Consider the following 17,514-nt stretch of genomic DNA (forward strand, 5'->3'; position numbering starts at 1 on the left):
TGTCGTCGAACACGAGTTCGGCGGCAGCCATTTTTAAAAAACTCGGACATGAACGATCCCACCCTGAACATCTATTCCCGGGAGCGACACTGGCTTGGAGCAGTGGCTTGCGAAACTAGTTTGTGGGCAAGTGATTGCCGTCATGGCCGCCTTTGGCGCCTCGACTTTGTTGAGGATGCCAAGCGGTTTTGTGAGGTCGCGTGCATTGGCCGGTTGGCCCCCACGGGATCCGGTTTTTAGTGAAATAGGATGAGTACATGGGGAGGCACGAATGAACGTTGAGGTTTTCAGCAGCCCCATCTTCGTGAAGCGAGCGGCCTATCTCGTGCAAGAGATTGCCAGTCTTGCAGACGCTATCGACTTCCTCGAAGAGTGGCCTGAAGATCGCAGGGACCAGGCCCATGAAACCGCCCTTCAGGCATGTCATGAGGCCTATGGTGGAAATGCATCGGTAAGCGCTGCCTGCAATGCCCTTATCGGCTTTGCCAAGCGTGCCGCCGTATTGGAGGATCCAACCGCTGCTATGCAATTGATCGCTGCGTGCAAGACGGGCAGTGGAAAAATGTAGGCGTAGGCTCTTACGAAGTATGCGATACCACCACAGGCGCGAGGCAGCGCAGATCGTGATCGCCTGGGCAGCGATCACGTTTGGGGCCGGAACCCGACCGAAATTTCGGCTGCAGATACCAGTGCGGGCAAAGGCCTGTCGCCAGCGCTGGAGGGGGAGTGATGATGGGCTTGAACAGATTTGAGAGGCCTGTCGTTGTCCAGGTCGGCCGTCATGGCGCGGAGCGTATTGTGGTCGACGTCAATGATGCGGCCACTATCCTGCTGCGGGATCTCCATCGTCAGACCGCGAAGCGCAAGGTGGCAATGGACGCCTGTCTGCAGGTGTTGCGAGGGGAGGCCCATCCACCGGCCGCTCGGCGAGCTTTCGTCGCAGCCGCGATTGAAGCAAAGATTCTACGCAGCGATTGAAGGCCAGAGCGGGCGCCGAAGGGCAGATTTCAGCACAGTTGATTTTTGATCACCCATCGATAGCTGCTTTTTGCGCCATACACCCGGCGAGAATGGTGGTGGATATTCTTTGGAGAGCGGATCCTTGAAGTAGCTTGTGCAATCCGCCCCCCCGGAGTGGAAAAATCCCTCAGGCCGACAGAATCGGCGTGAGCATTCATGCGGCAGTCCAGCTCGCGGCGCGGATCGGGGCACTACCAAACAGATATGTCCCGAAATGAATGCGACGTTGCCCGGTGCGCTGGAGCAAACCCGCTTCCGTCGTCGATCACTCCTTCTATGGAGTCAAACGCGGCAGAGACCTTGCGCATGCGTCAGGACAGATCACGCCGCAGACTAGGGTGATGAGGAAACGGAAGGGCGAATCGATAAACCCCTGGGGCATCTCGATGCGGGCATCCATCTGCTTTTCGAATTGACGGTAGCACTGCAGAAAATGGTTCCGTCGGGACGGTCGCGTTCCCGATGCGGCATCCACACCGGTCGCGCCCGTGATTGACAGCGAAAAACCCGCCACTCTTGGGGGCAAGAGTGGCGGGCTTTTCAGAGCTACTCGAACTGGATACGCGTTCACCCTGACATTAGTTGTGGTTAATTAAGGCACCATTAACATGCGAGATCTGGCCATCTAATTGATCCGAATGCAACACGCGGTCGGCTCCGAGATGCCGGCCCAAATCGCTGTCCTCGTCCCCACGGTTTCGATGTCCAGCTGACGACTTCCAGTCTCGGTCCAGGACGATGAAATGAGGGGCAGCGACGGCGGCTGGGAACGACGTGCGCGTCAAACGCGCCGGTGGGGATGGGTCGTTCATTTGTCGAGGGGGCAAACTAACAGTTCTGCGGTTCAAGGCACCGTCTGCCGCCGTAGAATCGCCGATGGCCAAGAGCCATGCTCAGCCTGCTGGCAAGCCACGGAGCCGCGCTTGAGGCGCGGTTTATTCCGATCGCAGCGTGTATTTCCATCCTGTTCCTTGGCCATGGCGACACGGGCACCTTTGGACTGGCCGATACTCTCGAGAGAAGCTTGGTAGGCAGGGTCAGCCTCGGACAATCAAGGCTCACGGTAGTCGAGGCCGATATCGAGGACCGGCGCGCTATGGGTCAACCAGCCCACGGAGATCAGATCGACACCTGTCGCGGCGACGGCCGGCGCCGTCGTCGGGGTTATGCTACCAGACGCCTCGGTTATCGCCCGGCCGGCAACCATAGCCACCGCCAGACGAAGCTCGTCCAGCGACATATTGTCGAGCAGCACGGCGTCGGGGGCGAGCGCCAGGACCTCTTCCAACTGGGCCAGCGTGTCGACCTCGACTTCGATCTTGACGAGATGGCCGACGCTGCTTCGAGCCCGCTCGATAGCTGGACGAATCCCGCCGGCAATCGCGATGTGGTTGTCCTTGATCATGATCGCGTCGTCGAGGCCGAAACGGTGATTGGAGCCGCCACCGGCACGCACCGCGTATTTTTCGACGGCTCGTAGACCGGGCGTCGTCTTGCGGGTGCACACGACCTTTGCGCCGTAGCCGCGGACCGACGCGACTAGCGATGCCGTCGCCGTGGCGAGGCCACTCGACGACGGTCAGGTTCGTCGATCTTGCATCCGGTCAGCGCGATGGTGAGCCGCTAAAGAAGGTGGATGGTTTTCGTTACGCTGCCGGATCATTGCCTTGAAGGCACGAACCATTGGCGAGCGGGTTTTGCGGAAGCCGTCAAGCGTGGCTACCTCACCGACAGCCCTGGGATTGTGAGTAGAGATCCCTTGCCGATCATTCCTACAAGCATGTCACAAGGCCCTCCGGCCCTTGGAGCAATGAGGTGGCGAACTAGTGAACAGGGGTTACATATGCCACCGGCTGGTGTGTGGATAATCAGCGCTGGCGTCTTGCCGATCACTCCACCCGGCGCGCACTCTCACAGCCATGGCGGCGGAGCATGTTGAATTGGTCTTGTTTGAGCAGTCACTCGGCAACATCGAGGGCCTCAATCGGCCGTTCGGGGATCGCGTGGCAGACGCCGCGGAAAAGACCGCAGGGTCGGTTCTGTTCGATGTTCGTGTCGACGGCGATATCTGCGTTCAGCGGATGGCTGCGATTGGATATGGCGTGACCGGCACAGCGATAATCGTGATGGAGAAGAACGGACACCTAAAATGCGCATCGATAGGCGGAGACACCGCTCATTTGGTGGCGGAACTGGCTACCTGGAACGCGTCTCCGCTCAATGAGCAAGCGAGGGTCGACTGCCGCGGAACGGCCAGCATGCTTTTGGCGAAGCTCCGTAGCTCAGGTCACTTCGGCCGTCGCTAGTGCAAGTTCACGGAGAGTATCTGGAAATCCGACCAGCAGTGACGTGCTCGCCCAAGGCTGGGTCTCAGCCGGGGTTCATGCCTCTGGCGCAGCACCTATGGCAGGCGCCGCTTCCGGGTGACCTACGGCATCCCCATTGTCGCGGGACTGATGTACCGAGACTCCGTCGAGTTCTATGAACTCAAGCATTCCCTGCAAGTTCGCCGTTTAGCGCTCATTCCAGGAACGGGTGGAGCAGGGCGCTTTCGTGGCGCACCCAGTGCGGAGATCGAGATCGGCATCAAATCCGACGCCATGACTGTAATGTATCCAGGTGATGGCCAGGAAGAGCTGCCCAAGGGTGTTCAGGGCGGCCTCGATGGCGCGCGCTCAGCGCTACGTCGTCAGGGCAAATGGTGAAAGCACACTTTTGCCAAACGCGGCGCGCGTTGAGCTCGCGCCCGGCGATGTTGTTCGCGGCATAGATTGCTCGGGCGGTGGCTACGGTTCACCTCTGATCACGAGCGCGTACTCAATGACGTCCTCGAACTCTACGGGACGGCAGAACGCGCCGCTGACATCTATGGCGTGATGTTTGAGCTACCCTGTCCGCGATGGCATTACGAAAGAGAAACGGAAGGCGCTCGCGCGTTCAGTCTCATCCGTGCGGGGTTTCTCTCCTCGGTCAGTTCGCTTGCAAAATGCCTCGGAAAGTTCGGTTCTCGCCATCGCCATGTTGTCGGTTTTTGGCCTCATCTGACGCTTGCTGCTTAGTCCTGGATGGAAAGGAGAAGCTTGCCTGCACCCGGCCCATTACAACCATGGTTTTAAGTCCTTGCTCGTAATGTCGAGATTGGAATTGCAGCCCCGCAGGCCGGTAAAAAGCATGGCGGCGAATGAGCGGACGAGCGCGACAAGGTCGCTTGGCCGACCTGCGGTCGACCTCAGACCCAGGGCGGGTTTGGTCTGTTTTGGTTGTAGCCCACCTCCGCAGATCGATTGCTGCCCCATGCTTGCACTTGTCTGCACTGAAGGTGACGAACGCGCCGCCCTTGTAGTGGCCCTTTCCAGCTGAGCACCTGGGCAGCTTTGCCACGCTCCCGCTGCGCTCCGATGATGTCCATTTCCATTTCCTCGAAGCATTTAACCTTGCGCCAGGCGGTCGTTGGGCTGCTGCAATAGGCACTTTCCCTAAGCTTCGAAACCATCCCTCAAGACCGGCCTTGTCGACCAGGTGGTAAACGGCGTCGCCAGTGCCAGGCATCGCTTCGCTGAGTTGAATGTGACCGCCCGAGAGGATCATCTCTTATAGGATCTCGCGGCGGTCTTCCGTCGGCATCGCGCGCAATCATGGCCATTCAGGAACAAGAGATCGACCCGACGAGGCACACACCCGGTGATGGCCGCCGCCGATGGATCACCGCTAGAAAATTCATGACCAACCAAAGGTTTTCCAACATGGCAACGTCATAGCTCTGGGAGCATACGGCTGCGAGGGCAGATCAATGACATTTGCCGATTTTTCTTTCTACCTATTCACCGGTCTCAACGGAATACGCATAACGTCATACCTACCTCAGATGATAGCGGTCGCGCGGGACAGGAATGGCGCGTCGGCGATCTCTTACGCCACTTGGGCGATGTGGGTGACCGCAAATGGTTCGACAGGTCTGTACGCGCTGGTCAATCTGCATGACCCAGTGATGGCCGCGATCAATGTCATGAATGCCGGCTGCTGCCTGGTGGTCATCGCACTGACAGCATCCAAGCGCCGACGAAGTCGGTTCGACGCACATCCATTTGGAGTGATGAGGCCAATAGCAAGGAACTCGGGCCACTCTGAGTTGACGTTCACGCCTCAAAAGTCGCATAAGTTTGCTGACATCAACGGCGCCAATCTGCCGATAGTTTTGCCCATGCCGAATTTAGACGCAACTTGCCGTACAGCTCCTGAGACGGCTCTGCCTCAGAATCGAATGGCGACAGCCGTGGCTTAATAAGAGCTTGGGCATCGGGGTGTTCGCATGAGGGCCTCTATACAGATTCTTGTCCTTATGGCCGTGGCTTTCATGGTTCTCGTGGACAGTGTGTCGGCCCAGAATCATGGGAATCCGGCACGCCTCGGAGATGGGCATTGGCGCGAATTGGCCGCACAGCGCATTGCAGATGAATCCGTCGATTTTGCTGTCGCGGGCGATGAAGCATTTAGGTACCTCCAGCAGGAGTTTGCCGACAAAGCGGGTACGGCGTTGACCGCAGCGATCAAGCGCGCTCGTACCGAGCGTGCGGGCCTGTCCACAATCAAGGATGCTGCCGGACGGACCCTCGCCATCCGCTTCGATGACGGCAAGGCGGGAAAGCTCGACACAGGACCGATCCCGATTAATCGGGTCAGGCAACTTCTTGAGTACGATGAGTCACTGGCGTTTATCGTGCCGGACAAGAATGGTGGGTTTCTCTATGTCATCCGCCCCGACGGAGCCGTGTTCTTCTCCTTGCCGCCTGAGCCCGATCCGGGGCGGTTGGCCGCGACCCTGCGGTGCATGGCGGCGGCAAGAGTGGATCCTGCCTGCGGCTCTGCAGCGAAGCTGAAGGTGCAGGCCACGATGAGCGATGTGTCAAGAGGCGCCACTTCCCTTACTCCTGCCGATACCACGGCCTTTGATCTCGACGCCTCCTACGAGATATTCGCTCGTCTCTTCCCTGCCGATGCACTCGCCTATCTCAAATCCCGCGATGGAGTTGAGACGCAGAACAACAAGCTGATCATCGTCTCCTCAAAAGAGTTGCTGGGCCTTCCTTGGCACCTTCTGGTCACCGAGCGGCCGGATGACTGGATGCGCGATCCGCAATATCAGGTGGAGGCCAACAAGAAAGCGGCATGGCTGTTCAAGAGCTTCAGCTCGGTTTCCGTGCTACCCGACCTGGCCTCGCTGGAAGCTCTGCGCGGCGAGCGATGGGTTCATTCCGGCCTGGACACGCCGTTCCTGGGCATTGCCGACCCCCTTATCGGTCGCTCGGCCGCTGAGAGAAACGCACCGCCGGCCAAATGCACCAACGACCAAACCCTGGCTTTGGCTTCCGGTGTTGAACGGGAACGTCGCGCGGTTGTCGATCCCGGCGTTCGTGTGATGGAAACGTCTTCGGGAGGGCAGGCCTATGCCGATGTTGAGGCCATCCGCAACCTGCCGCGCCTCGTCGACACACGATGTGAAGTTGAAAGCGCTCAATGGGGATCGGGAGGGGGATCCTTCGAGCCATCATCGCGAACCCTGCTTTTCGGTGCGGACGCGACGGAGACCCGCCTCAAGCAAATGAATATCAGCGGTGAACTGGCTCTCTACCGGGCCATACATTTTGCCACGCACGGGCTGGTGGGCGGTCAACTCGGTGTTGGTGAATCGGGGCTGATCTTGTCTCCTCCCGACAATGCCTCGGAATTGGACGATGGAGTGCTGACCGCGCCGGAAATAGCGTCCTTGCGGCTGAACGCCGATCTGGTGATCCTGTCGGCTTGCGATACAGCAGCAGGCGGGAGAGGAGCAACCGAACCGCTGTCGGGCCTTGCCAGCGCGTTTTTTGCGGCCGGCGCGCATACCCTGATCGTCTCATCCTGGCCCGTTTATTCGAAGGCGGCGACGGACCTGATGACCAGTGTGTCCACAATCAGCATGAGCGATCCGTTGGCGCGCTCGCCCGGAGAGGCACTGTCAAAGGCGATGTCGCGGATGCTGGCGTCCGCCAACAACGAGTTCACTGCGAGCCCAGCGTATTGGGCGCCGTTCTTTGTCGTCGGCGATCCGCGTCTTGTAGACGATATGATATTCAAGGACGCAGGCCCGGAAGGGGCGCCTGATACCGTTACGGCCACACGTAACGGGATGGCCAATGGCGATGGAAAAGAGGCCAGATAGCTTCAACGGACCAAGACCTTTGTTCGCTTCCTTTCAGTGATCGGCGGCCGGGCGGATTACATCCTGAATTATTGCCGCAAAAGTGTTGAAGCGGTCATCGTCCGGCCCGTCATACCTCGGATCAGTGGCGACTGTTTACAACCAGCGAGGTGCCGCAGAAACCGATAGCCCACATGCCGCGAGCTGGCAGCTGACGGCTTCTCACGTTCGTTTGAATAGACCCCTTTACGGGTTGAATACTTCACCACTTACGATTATTAATACCATTTTAAGGGTCTGTAACCGTATTCGATTTCGCTCCAATGCAGCTTGCTACCGAGGGCATCGTGAAGTCCACTCGTTGGGCTGAGGGATACTCATCGCGACACCTCTCCCGATTGGGCCGAAGTTTGCAGGGGAATTTTCCCGAATAATCAAGAAAACGCAAAACGTCTGCTGGGCGACATCTGCGGTTTCGCGGAGCGCCTGCCGCAGTGGCGCAACCGTGCGGCCGAGTTCAAAATTCCGCAAGAGGTGATCGATTTAGCAATGATCCGATGCGATGAGGTCGCCAGCAATGTCCTGGCTGGTTCTTCCGACGAGATCACAGCGCCAGCTACATAAGGGCGGACGACGATGCCAAGATGGAAGAAGCCAAGTAAGGCAGAGATCAGCACGCTACGCGCCCTCCTTCGTCAAAAAGCCGAAGCAGGCGAGTTGCGATTTCCTGATGCCGTGGCGGAAATCCGGAGGTCACTTGGCCTGACGCAGGAGCAATTCGCCGAGATCACAGGGACTACGAAACGTCAGATAGCCGAGATTGAGACAGGCAAGGCCAATCCGACGGTGGAGACGCTACAGAGGATTGCCGGGTTGTTTGGATTCAGCCTTGGCTTTGTTCCGCGCAAGTCTTCGGAAATGCAGGTGCCCAAGATGTGACCTTGGGCGTTGTGACGTTGTTGAATGTGGCCGCGTGAGGCTGACACCGCGCTTTTCAGCCATGGCCGTGAACTCACGGCTTTCCACACGGCCATGCGAAGTGTCTGATCGGCCCCCACCTTCGGCAGCGTCGGGATGGTCGTGGTTCAGCCTTGCAAGGGCAGCGTGCGGTCTTCGCCGTTTGAGTGTTGCGTAAGCATTGCTGACGACAGCTTTTGACCGACTGCCAAGGCCTTGAACGGACGAGGACCACTTCGCAGTCGAGCGCTCGTGCGAGCTCAACCAGACTCGAAAGCCTGAGGCCGGTGCCTCCCTATCGATCTTCGAGACATGGCTTTGCGGCACGCCCCTGCGAAATGCTGAGGTCGCGTTGGCTCAACCACTCTGCTGGCGGGCGTTGCGCAGGGCAATTCTCCGCTAGCAAAAGGACCGCAAAGACGCCATCATGCAACAAAAATTGCGAGGATGCTAATTGTGAAAGAGAAGCTTGGAGCTCCCAGGGATTACGAGGAACTCATCCGTGTGATCCACGACCGGTACGACGAAATGAGCAAGTCATACCAGAAGATAGCGGTCTATCTGACGCAAAACCCCAATGATGTTGCAGTCCGATCCGTAAACGCGATCGGTGAGACCTCAGGCGTACACGCCTCAAGTTTTGTGCGTTTTGCCCAAGCCCTTGGCTATGAGGGGTTCAAGGATCTTCAAACCCTGTTCCAGAAGCGCTTGTCGACCGCTGCGCCGGGCTTCGAAGCACGCATCAAGGCGCTCGAGACGGAACTGGGGGGACGCAAGGATTGCAGCGAAGCCGGATTTTTGCATGACCTTGTCGTGCGGGACATCGCCTCTCTAAGAGAGATGCTCACGGATATTCCGGCCGAAAAATTGGCCGAAGCGGTGAAGCTGCTTGAGAAAGCCGACGTCATCTACCTGCTGGGACAGTTGCGCTCCGCGCCAGTCGTTGAGCTGCTTCGCTATATATTGACCATGTTGGGGAAGCGCTGCGTTCTGCTCGATCCCGGCGGCGGGCTTGCGACGCATATGGCGCGTGCAATTCGAAAAAGCGATGTGCTGTTCGCCGTGTCGTTCCGCTTCTATGCAAATGAGGTGGTGAACATAGTGGAAGACGCGGCGGGGCGCGGCATACCCATCGTGGCCATCTCTGACAGCACTTTGTCGCCGCTAGCCAAAAGTGCAAGTGTTCTCTTCGCCGTGCCTGAGCACGAATACACCTTCTCCAGGTCGCTGGCTGCTCCAATGTGCCTTGCTCAGGCTCTCACAGTGGCATTAGCCGCCAGACTTCAGAACAATGCAGTCAGTCCCCGTATCCCAACGGTTACCGCGGAGTAGGGCGGTAGGACGCAGTGCCGCCTTTCGTCAGCGGATGATGCGAGCCGTTTAATCCGTCTCGGCCATCATCAGTGATGTTGCTGCCGATCATTTGCAGGGCCTCATTTTTCTCCTTAAAGCCGAACGGTACCACCGCCCACTCCGGTCGAACCGGAGGTGATGGTCGTCAGCATCAACCTGAGTTCCTCGACATGGGCAGCCATAGCCACTTCTGCGTGAATGTGCTGCGCGCCGACCAGATCGAGATTGCCGACCGCTTCGCCGGACGCGGGGGCGTCAAGGGATCGGCGCGTTACGAGGGCGCTCGCTGGTCCAGCCATGCAACCGGCGCGCTGGCGCTCGAAGGTGCGCTTACCGAGGTCGACTGCACGGTCGAAGATACGATTGTTCGCCACAGCCACGCGCTGATCCTCGGCAGCTTCCGGCATGTGGTGAGTCGAGAGCCTGGCCCGGCATTGATCTATCACCACGGCGCATACGGATCGTCGTAGACGCCTGTTTGCTATACTAGGGGCGCAGTGATCCCAAGCGTTCGACACCACAAGGGCGTTGGTGCCTCGAAGAGAAAGAGAAAAGGCCAGGCAGGTTTCGGCCAACACCAAAGTCCCGCACACGAGAGCTCAATCGGCCGCCAATCGTTACAAATGTCGCCGTTAAACTCTATTATCAAGTCGAAAGTTCAGTCCTCTACTGAGTAGCTGGAGGCTGCCATGACACGCCGCAACTCCTGATGGCCGACCTTGGCCATCCTCAGGGGCGGGCTCTTCACGGGATCCTGTTCGGCCTCAACCACGAACCAGCCTTCATAGCCGTGGAAAGCCAGGCGCTTCACGATTGCCTCGAAATCCAGAGATCCGTCACCCGGCACGGTGAAGGCGCCCTTGACCACAGCATCGAGAAAGCTTTCGCGCGTGCGATCGAGGCTTTCGATGACATGCTGGCGCACATCCTTGGTGTGGACGTGCGAAATCCGGCCGTGGTGCTTGTCGATGACGCGCAGCACATCGCCGCCGGCGAATGCCATATGCCCGGCATCGTAAAGCAGCGGCAAAGCCTCCCCGGAATGGTTCATCAACTGATCCACCTCGGCCTCGGTCTCGATCGCCGCCCCCATGTGATGGTGATAGGCAATCGGCATGCCTTCGCCGGCGCACCACTCGGCGAATGCGGTCAGCTTCCGGCCGTAGGTGTTGGTCTCCTCCTGCGACAGCCGGCGCTTGGTGGCGAGTGGCGCTGTGCGGTCGCCCTGTATTGAGCCTGCGGTTTCGCCATACACGATGCAGGGAGCGTTGACGGCCTTGAAAAGTGCCATCTGCTTGGCGATACGATCCTTCTCGGTCGCGATGTCGCCATCGAGAAGCAGGCCCGAAAACCAGCCGCCGCAAACGCTCATGCCCTGCTGCTTCAGGATCGGCTCCAGCACCTTTGCCTCCATGGGGAACCGGCGGCCGGTCTCCATGCCGGTGAAGCCGGCTTCGCGCGCTTGCCGCAGGCACTCCTCCAACGACACGTCATCGCTCAGTTCGGGAAGGTCGTCGTTCCACCATGCGATCGGCGCGATGCCGAGTTTGGCTTTCATTCTTCATCTCCAAGGGAAGCTTCGCCGGGGAAAAAGGCCGGAACAATTCGAAGGGAGGTTCGAATCGTTCCGGCTGGGGGCGCAATGGGGGCGCCGAACGTGATCAGATGCCAACGCGTTGCCTTTTGCGGCCTTCCGTTTGGGACGTGCGCGCCTCTTCGACCTCCGGCCGCTCGCTGATTTCAGGCACACCGACATCCCACCACGCGTCGCCTGGCGTCCAGGTGAAGGCGTCCGTGACAATGCTGATGACGGTGGTGCGGTCGGCTGTCTTGGCCCAATCCAGCGCCTGGCCGAGATCGGCTAGGCTCTCGACATGGCGCGTCAAGGCGCCCATCGCTTCAGCGTGCTTGGCAAAGTCGACGCCGAAGGGCTCCTTCACCCGGCAATCCCTGATCAGATTGTTGAATGAGGCGCCGCCCTTGCCGTTCTGCAGCCGGTTGATGACGGCATAGCCGCCATTATCGCACACGATGATGATCATCTTGTGCCCGGCAAGAACCGAAGAGTAGATGTCGGAGTTCATCATCATATACGTACCGTCGCCGATCATGACGATCGGGGTCCGGGTCGGATCAGCCATCGCCGCACCCCACCCGGCTGCGATCTCGTAGCCCATGCAGGAGAAGCCGAATTCGCAATCGAAGGTGTTGGGCTCCTTGACGCGCCAGTTCTTCATCACTTCGCCGGGCAGCCCGCCGGCGGCCGTGATGAGCAGGTCGCGCTCGCCAGCCTTGGCATTCACCACCCCGACGACTTGCGCGTAGGTCGGCACAGGGTCGTTGGTTGGCTTCTGGAAGGTATCAAGCATGGTGTTCCACTTGGCGAATTCGGTGCGCCCCTTCCTGGTCCATTCGGGATTGGCCTGCCAGGCGCCAAGCGTGTCATCGAGTTCGCGCAGCGTTTCCAGCGCATCGCCGACCACCGGCAAGGCCCGATGCTTGGTCGCGTCCCAGCGCGCGGCATTGATCGACACGAACTTGGCATCCGGGGCGAATGCGCTCCATGAGCCGGTGGTGAAATCCATCAGCCTGGTTCCGACCGCCAGCACGACATCTGCTTGAGCAGCCAATGCATTTGCCGAGGTCGAGCCCACAATCCCGATCGGGCCGACATGTGCGGGATGGTCGTGCGAGACGGTGCCCTTGCCAGCGATGGTCTCGGCCAGCGGTATCCCGCGTTTTTCGGCCATATGGGCGAGCACTTTGCCGGCGTCGGAATAGCGCACGCCGCCACCCGAAATGATGAGTGGCCGCTTCGCATTGCGCAAAACGCGAATGGCCTCCGCCAACCGGTCCCGGTCTGGGCGTGCGCGGGGAATTGAATGGACGGTCCGCTCGAAAAAGGCCGCGGGATACTCCCAGGCGATTTCCTGGACATCCTGAGGCAAGGCGATGAACGCCGGACCGCAATCGGCCGGATCGAGCAGCACGGCGAGGGCCTGTGGCAGCGACGACAGGATCTGCTCGGGATGGACGATACGGTCCCAGTAGCGGGTTACCGCCTTAAAGGCATCGTTGACGTTGATGGTGGGGTCCCCGAAATGCTCGACCTGCTGCATGACCGGGTCGGGTCTGCGATTGACGAAGGTGTCGCCCGACAGGAGAAGCACGGGCAGCCGGTTCGAGTGGGCCACGCCAGCAGCCGTCACCATGTTCAGCGCCCCTGGGCCGATCGAGGTCGCCGCCACCATGATTTGTCTGCGTTGCCTTGCCTTGGCAAAGCCAATCGCGGCGAGCGCCATCGATTGCTCGTTTTGCCCCCGCCAGGTCGGAAGCACATCCTTCACCGCTTCGAGTGCTTCTGAAAGACAGGTGACGTTGCCGTGACCGAAGATGGCGAATACGCCCGGAAAGAGCGGCAGCTGCTCGCCGTCGATGACGATGAACTGGTTGCACAGATAGCGCACCAGCGCCTGTGCCACGGTCAGACGGACTGTTGCCATCATCTCACTCCTCCCTCGTATGATTTTTTCATTTCTACAGAATGAATATTGACAAATCAACCGTTCTGCAATGGTTATTGCGGGACTGAGGGAGGGTGGCAGTTTTGCTGTCTTTGATGTGCCCGATGACGAGCGCCGCTGCTGATGATGGTGGAGGCGTGAAGGTAGACGGAAGGTGCTCCCGCCAATGCAAGCAAGGTAGATCCATGTACCAAGACTTTGGATTGTTCATCAACGGCCAGTGGCGCGCCGCCGAGGGCAGGGGAACGACATCGGTCGTGAGCCCGGTGACCGAAGAGCCAGTAGGCGACGCCCCGGTCGCGACGCGTGCCGATACCGAGGAGGCGCTTGAAAGTGCCGCTCGCGGTCTATTGGCCTGGAGAGGCCGCACCGGCTTCGAGCGGGCTGAGGTCCTGCATGCCGTCGCCGACGAAATGAGCCGCCGCAAGGCGGAAGGCGCACGCATGATCTCGACCGAGACCGGCAAGCCGATCGCGCAGTCGGAGCGCGAATGGAGCCTCGCTGTCGACCAGTTCCGCTGGTACGCCGAAGAGGCTCGGCGCATCTATGGGCGCGTCGTCGAAAGCCGCGTTCCCGGAGGTCGTTTCGAGGTCCTGCACGAGCCGATAGGGACCGTCGCGGCCTTCACGGCCTGGAACTTTCCCGCCGCCCTCGTTGCCCGCAAGGTCGCCCCTGCGCTCGCTGCCGGATGCTCGATCATCGTGCGCCCATCAAGCCAGACGCCCGGCACAGCCATGGTTATTGTCGACTGCATTCGCGCCGGCAACCTTCCCGCCGGCACGGTCAGTCTCGTGGTTGGCCCAACCGGCACGACCTATGCGCCGATCATGGCCTCGCCGCAGGTCCGCAAGGTGTCTCTCACCGGGTCGACCCGTGTCGGCCAGCAAATGATCCGCGATGCCGCCGACACGGTGAAGAAAGTGTCGATGGAGCTTGGCGGCAACGCGCCGCTGATCGTGTTCGACGATGCCGACCTGGAGGCCGCCCTCAACGTTTCGGTGCCGACCAAATACGCCAATGCGGGCCAGGTCTGCGTCACACCCGACCGCTTCTTCGTGCACGACAGCATTCACGACGCCTTCGTCGACGGCTTCGTGCAGCGCACCAAGGCGTTGAAGCTGGGAAATGGACTGGACCCTTCCGTCCAGATGGGGCCGCTCATAAATGCCAATCGTCTGGCCGTTATCGAGAGCATCATCGCCGAGGCCGAGAATGCGGGCGCCAGGATCGTTGCTGGCGGGCGGCGTGCGAGCGCCTTCAACGACGGTTATTTCCATGAACCCACGGTGCTGGTCGATGTCAGCGACGAGATGCCGGTGTTCTCACAAGAGAATTTCGGGCCGATCGCTGCCGTCACCCGGTTCACCTCCGATGACGAGGTGCTTGAGCGCGCCAACGCTTCCGACATGGGACTGTCCGCCTATGCCTTCACGCGCAACCCCAAACGCGCCCGTCGCGCGGTCGCCGAGCTCAAATCGGGCATGGTCGGCATCAACAGCTTTGCGCTGGCGGCATCCGAAGCGCCCTTCGGCGGCACGAGATATTCGGGCATGGGCCGCGAAGGCGGCCTCGAAGGTATCGGCGACTACCTCGATACCAAGCTCGCCCAAATCGTATTTTAACGGAGGCTGGATTGATCAAGAACAAGCTCAAACAGATCTGGGCCGCTGGCCAGCCTACCGTCAACGGCTGGCTGTCGATCGGCAACCCCTTCACGGCCGAGATCATGGCCGCGCAGGGCTATGACAGCCTCAGCATCGACCTCCAGCATGGCGCGCTCGACTATTCGATGCTTCTGCCGATGTTCCAGGCCATGCGCGCCTCTGGCGTCGTGCCAATGGCGCGCGTGCCCTGGCTGGAGCCGGGCATCGTCATGAAGGTGCTGGATGCCGGCGCCTATGGCGTGATCTGCCCGATGGTCAACACACCGCAACAGGCGGCGCAATTCGTCAGCTATCTGCGCTATCCGCCGGCCGGTCAGCGCAGTTTCGGGCCCACCCGCGCCAACTTTTCGGCCGGCGCGAACTACGCCGCGGAAGCCAATGACGAAATCCTGGCCCTCGCTATGGTCGAGACCGCCGAGGCGATGCGCAATCTCGAGGCGATTGTTGCAACGCCTGGGCTGGACGGGGTCTATGTCGGCCCCGCGGATCTGACATTCAGCTTGCACCAGGGCCGGCTTGCCCCCGCCTTCGACCGCGAGGAGCCGGAGATGATCGAGGCTTTGCAGACCATAGTGGCGGCCTGCAAGAAGTTCGGCAAGCGTTCGGCACTGCATTGCGGCACGCCCGATTATGCCGCGCGGGCCGTCGCATGGGGCTACGACATGACAACCGTGTCCGGGGATTCGCGTCTGCTTGCCGCGGCGGCCTTGCACAGTGTGTCACGCTTTCGCGACCTGACCGGCCAGAACGTGGCCGCGACCCCGTCGGGCAAAGGAACCTATTGATGCCACATGTCCTGGTCGCCGGCAGGCTCCATCCAAGTGGCATTGCCCTTCTCGATGCCGCCCCAGACGTCACCTACGACTACGTTGAGGACGTGTCAGAGCCGAGCTACGCGCCCCTGGTCGATCGGGCCGAGGGGCTTGTCCTTCGCACACAGCCCTTGTCTGGTGCGACAGTCGCCCGTGCGAGGAAACTCAGGATCGTCTCACGCCATGGCGTTGGTTATGACGCCGTCGACCTGCCGTCGCTCAACAGCCGTGGCATCGCGCTGGCGATCGTCGGTGACGTCAATTCGGTGTCGGTGGCCGAGCACGCGATGATGCTCCTGCTGGCGGCAAGCAAGCGGCTTGTCCGTGCTGACAGGGCCCTGCGCGACGGCAACTGGGGCTGGCGCAACAGCCTTGAGGCACAGGAACTCTTCGGCAAGCGGCTGCTGATCATCGGCTATGGCCGCATCGGTCGGCATCTGGCGCGCATGGCCGCCGCATTTGGTATGGAGGTGCGGGCGCACGATCCTTTGCTGTACCAAAAGGGCTGGCCAGCCGGGTCTGTTATTTCGCAGGGCGACCTTGCGCAGGGACTGGCATGGGCCGACGCCGTTTCGGTCAACGTGCCCAAAGCCGACGAGCCGGTCATCGGCGCTGACGAGATCGCTGTGATGAAACGCGGGGCGATCCTGATCAACACCGCTCGCGGCGGTGTGGTGGATGAAGCGGCACTGGGCGTGGCCTTGCGCGACGGCCGCATCGGCGCGGCCGGTCTTGATGTGTTCGACGATGAACCGCCCGCGCTCGAGCACGCGCTCTTTGGTCTGGACCAGGTGATACTGACGCCCCACATCGCCGGCCTGACTGCGGAGTGTGGAGAGAGGATGGCCATCTCGTCGGTACAGAATGTACTGGATTTCTTCGCCGGCAAGATCGACCGGTCGCTTGTGGTCAACAATGCCCGGCTCAACGGCAGGTGAGCGGCTCGACAAGGGTGACCGCGCCAGTCCGGCGAGCAGCTCGCTCTCAGGCAGTCTGTGGCGGTACGACCAATTCATTTCGGTAAATGCCGGACACGCTGAAATTTCAGGCAGCACGACACACAAGTCCCTTGCAGGAACATCCCTCCAGCCATCCACGAGGTGCATCCTTGGCTCATAAAAATACCCGCCCAACTGTCGCTGACATTCGCGCCATGAAGGCGCGAGGGCACAAGATCTCAATGCTTTACGTCACAACGCTGGATGAGGCTGCAGCTGCCGCCGAGGCCGGAATCCATTTGCTGTCGATCGAGGGCCGCTTCTTTTCTCCCGCAATGCGCGAGGCCGCTGGGCACTGCTTCGTGCAGGTCGGACTGCCATTTGGTTCCTCCGGAACAGTCGAGGGCAACAGACTCGTCACTGCGGAGGATTATCTTCGCGCCGCCTTTCACTTTGCCGCGATGGGAGGCGACTGCTTCTATTGTGCGGCCTCCTACGACATTCAAAAGGTGCTTTGCGACAACCGGGTGCCGATCGTTGCCCATGTCGGTCTTGTCCCAACCCACATCACCTGGACGGGCTTTCGTGCCGTCGGCAAGACGGCCTCGGAAGCCTTGATGATATGGCGGCAGGTAAAGCAACTTGAAAGCGTGGGTTGCTTCGGGGCTGAGCTCGAGGTCGTGCCGGATCGGCTTGGCGAATTCATTTCAAGAAACACTTCGATGATCATGCTCGGCATGGGAGCCGGACCGGGCGCTGACGCCCAGTATCTGTTCGCCGAAGATGTTTTAGGCCATACGGAAGGCCACAAGCCGCGTCATGCGAAAACCTACCGCAACTTTGCAGCCGAATATGCTCGGCTTCAGCAAGAGCGGATCGCGGCTTTCAAGGAGTTCGTCACTGACGTTGACGCCGGTGCTTACCCGGCCCCGAACCACAATGTCGCGATGCAGGAGAGCGAATATGTCCAGTTCGTGGAGCAGGTCAACCTTTGAGCGCGGGGTTTGAAGGTTCACGCCGCCGCCATGCTGGTTCGCTTGCCTGCCGCCCATGCGGTGCGGAAACTTG

15 protein-coding genes and 1 pseudogene are annotated in these 17,514 nt (G+C 60.2%); 13 read left to right on the forward strand and 3 right to left on the reverse strand.

Annotated features, from left to right (window positions below):
* The first annotated feature begins 271 nt into the window (after window positions 1-271).
* Window positions 272-568, forward strand: coding sequence for a DUF982 domain-containing protein (locus LB569_RS10475; RefSeq protein ID WP_224692163.1), 297 nt, complete (start codon window positions 272-274; stop codon window positions 566-568).
* Window positions 569-729: 161 nt separating this feature from the next.
* Entirely contained in the window at window positions 730-978 is a 249-nt protein-coding gene (locus LB569_RS10480) for a DUF982 domain-containing protein (RefSeq protein WP_224692164.1), read from the forward strand.
* A 1,093-nt stretch (window positions 979-2,071) separates the two neighbouring features.
* On the opposite strand, the pseudogene nadC reads toward LB569_RS10480, so the two are convergent.
* Window positions 2,072-2,590: pseudogene (nadC, locus tag LB569_RS10485) on the reverse strand (carboxylating nicotinate-nucleotide diphosphorylase); the annotation flags it as partial.
* A 349-nt stretch (window positions 2,591-2,939) separates the two neighbouring features.
* Between nadC and LB569_RS10490 the strand changes: the two are divergent.
* The 7 genes from LB569_RS10490 (at window position 2,940) to LB569_RS10520 (ending at window position 9,978) form a co-directional block, all read left to right on the forward strand.
* Window positions 2,940-3,326, forward strand: coding sequence for a hypothetical protein (locus LB569_RS10490; protein ID WP_411970206.1), 387 nt, complete (start codon window positions 2,940-2,942; stop codon window positions 3,324-3,326).
* Window positions 3,327-3,443: 117 nt separating this feature from the next.
* The gene (locus LB569_RS10495) at window positions 3,444-3,725 is read left to right on the forward strand and encodes a hydantoinase B/oxoprolinase family protein (protein ID WP_224692166.1); all 282 of its coding nucleotides are present in this window, start codon (window positions 3,444-3,446) and stop codon (window positions 3,723-3,725) included.
* Between the two features lie 1,085 nt (window positions 3,726-4,810).
* Window positions 4,811-5,302 (forward strand): hypothetical protein, encoded by a 492-nt coding sequence (locus tag LB569_RS10500; RefSeq protein WP_224692167.1) that lies wholly within the window; start codon window positions 4,811-4,813, stop codon window positions 5,300-5,302.
* A gap of 27 nt (window positions 5,303-5,329) precedes the next feature.
* Window positions 5,330-7,219 carry a CHAT domain-containing protein gene (locus tag LB569_RS10505; RefSeq protein WP_224692168.1) on the forward strand — a complete coding sequence of 630 codons (1,890 nt, stop codon included), beginning with the start codon at window positions 5,330-5,332 and terminating at the stop codon, window positions 7,217-7,219.
* A 615-nt stretch (window positions 7,220-7,834) separates the two neighbouring features.
* Entirely contained in the window at window positions 7,835-8,137 is a 303-nt protein-coding gene (locus LB569_RS10510; protein WP_224692169.1) for a helix-turn-helix domain-containing protein, read from the forward strand.
* Window positions 8,138-8,611: 474 nt separating this feature from the next.
* The gene (locus LB569_RS10515) at window positions 8,612-9,487 is read left to right on the forward strand and encodes a MurR/RpiR family transcriptional regulator (RefSeq protein WP_224692170.1); all 876 of its coding nucleotides are present in this window, start codon (window positions 8,612-8,614) and stop codon (window positions 9,485-9,487) included.
* Between the two features lie 74 nt (window positions 9,488-9,561).
* On the forward strand, window positions 9,562-9,978 hold the full coding sequence (locus LB569_RS10520) for a flavin reductase family protein (protein WP_224692171.1): 417 nt from the start codon (window positions 9,562-9,564) through the stop codon (window positions 9,976-9,978).
* A gap of 188 nt (window positions 9,979-10,166) precedes the next feature.
* Here LB569_RS10520 and iolE read toward each other — a convergent pair whose 3' ends face one another.
* Both iolE and iolD read right to left on the reverse strand, forming a co-directional pair.
* Entirely contained in the window at window positions 10,167-11,066 is a 900-nt protein-coding gene (gene iolE, locus LB569_RS10525; protein ID WP_224692172.1) for a myo-inosose-2 dehydratase, read from the reverse strand.
* Between the two features lie 103 nt (window positions 11,067-11,169).
* The gene (gene iolD / locus LB569_RS10530) at window positions 11,170-13,011 is read right to left on the reverse strand and encodes a 3D-(3,5/4)-trihydroxycyclohexane-1,2-dione acylhydrolase (decyclizing) (protein ID WP_224692308.1); all 1,842 of its coding nucleotides are present in this window, start codon (window positions 13,009-13,011) and stop codon (window positions 11,170-11,172) included.
* Window positions 13,012-13,217: 206 nt separating this feature from the next.
* Here iolD and LB569_RS10535 point away from each other — a divergent pair, with 206 nt between their 5' ends.
* The 4 genes from LB569_RS10535 (at window position 13,218) to LB569_RS10550 (ending at window position 17,441) form a co-directional block, all read left to right on the forward strand.
* Window positions 13,218-14,654: an NAD-dependent succinate-semialdehyde dehydrogenase gene (locus LB569_RS10535; RefSeq protein WP_224692173.1), complete on the forward strand. Its 1,437-nt coding sequence runs from the start codon at window positions 13,218-13,220 to the stop codon at window positions 14,652-14,654.
* 11 nt (window positions 14,655-14,665) lie between these two features.
* Window positions 14,666-15,481: an HpcH/HpaI aldolase family protein gene (locus LB569_RS10540; protein ID WP_224692174.1), complete on the forward strand. Its 816-nt coding sequence runs from the start codon at window positions 14,666-14,668 to the stop codon at window positions 15,479-15,481.
* The gene (locus LB569_RS10545) at window positions 15,481-16,446 is read left to right on the forward strand and encodes a hydroxyacid dehydrogenase (protein ID WP_224692175.1); all 966 of its coding nucleotides are present in this window, start codon (window positions 15,481-15,483) and stop codon (window positions 16,444-16,446) included. Before LB569_RS10540 ends, LB569_RS10545 begins: the two co-directional genes overlap by 1 nt.
* 215 nt (window positions 16,447-16,661) lie before the next feature.
* Complete coding sequence (locus tag LB569_RS10550) at window positions 16,662-17,441, forward strand: 3-methyl-2-oxobutanoate hydroxymethyltransferase (RefSeq protein WP_411970210.1); 780 nt, start codon at window positions 16,662-16,664, stop codon at window positions 17,439-17,441.
* Window positions 17,442-17,514 lie beyond the last annotated feature (73 nt).

The organism is Mesorhizobium sp. BH1-1-4 (genome assembly GCF_020165665.1).
Lineage (GTDB): Bacteria > Pseudomonadota > Alphaproteobacteria > Rhizobiales > Rhizobiaceae > Mesorhizobium.

What these genes read in the sequence shown, in the direction of transcription:
- LB569_RS10500 (WP_224692167.1), top strand. Translation starts at nt 4,811, where the DNA reads ATGACATTTGCCGATTTTTCTTTCTACCTATTCACCGGTCTCAACGGA.
- LB569_RS10520 (WP_224692171.1), top strand. Translation starts at nt 9,562, where the DNA reads ATGTTGCTGCCGATCATTTGCAGGGCCTCATTTTTCTCCTTAAAGCCG.
- LB569_RS10505 (WP_224692168.1), top strand. Translation starts at nt 5,330, where the DNA reads ATGAGGGCCTCTATACAGATTCTTGTCCTTATGGCCGTGGCTTTCATG.
- LB569_RS10510 (WP_224692169.1), top strand. Translation starts at nt 7,835, where the DNA reads ATGCCAAGATGGAAGAAGCCAAGTAAGGCAGAGATCAGCACGCTACGC.
- LB569_RS10545 (WP_224692175.1), top strand. Translation starts at nt 15,481, where the DNA reads ATGCCACATGTCCTGGTCGCCGGCAGGCTCCATCCAAGTGGCATTGCC.
- LB569_RS10480 (WP_224692164.1), top strand. Translation starts at nt 730, where the DNA reads ATGATGGGCTTGAACAGATTTGAGAGGCCTGTCGTTGTCCAGGTCGGC.
- LB569_RS10490 (WP_411970206.1), top strand. Translation starts at nt 2,940, where the DNA reads ATGGCGGCGGAGCATGTTGAATTGGTCTTGTTTGAGCAGTCACTCGGC.
- LB569_RS10550 (WP_411970210.1), top strand. Translation starts at nt 16,662, where the DNA reads ATGAAGGCGCGAGGGCACAAGATCTCAATGCTTTACGTCACAACGCTG.
- iolD (WP_224692308.1), bottom strand. Translation starts at nt 13,011, where the DNA reads ATGGCAACAGTCCGTCTGACCGTGGCACAGGCGCTGGTGCGCTATCTG.
- LB569_RS10475 (WP_224692163.1), top strand. Translation starts at nt 272, where the DNA reads ATGAACGTTGAGGTTTTCAGCAGCCCCATCTTCGTGAAGCGAGCGGCC.
- iolE (WP_224692172.1), bottom strand. Translation starts at nt 11,066, where the DNA reads ATGAAAGCCAAACTCGGCATCGCGCCGATCGCATGGTGGAACGACGAC.
- LB569_RS10535 (WP_224692173.1), top strand. Translation starts at nt 13,218, where the DNA reads ATGTACCAAGACTTTGGATTGTTCATCAACGGCCAGTGGCGCGCCGCC.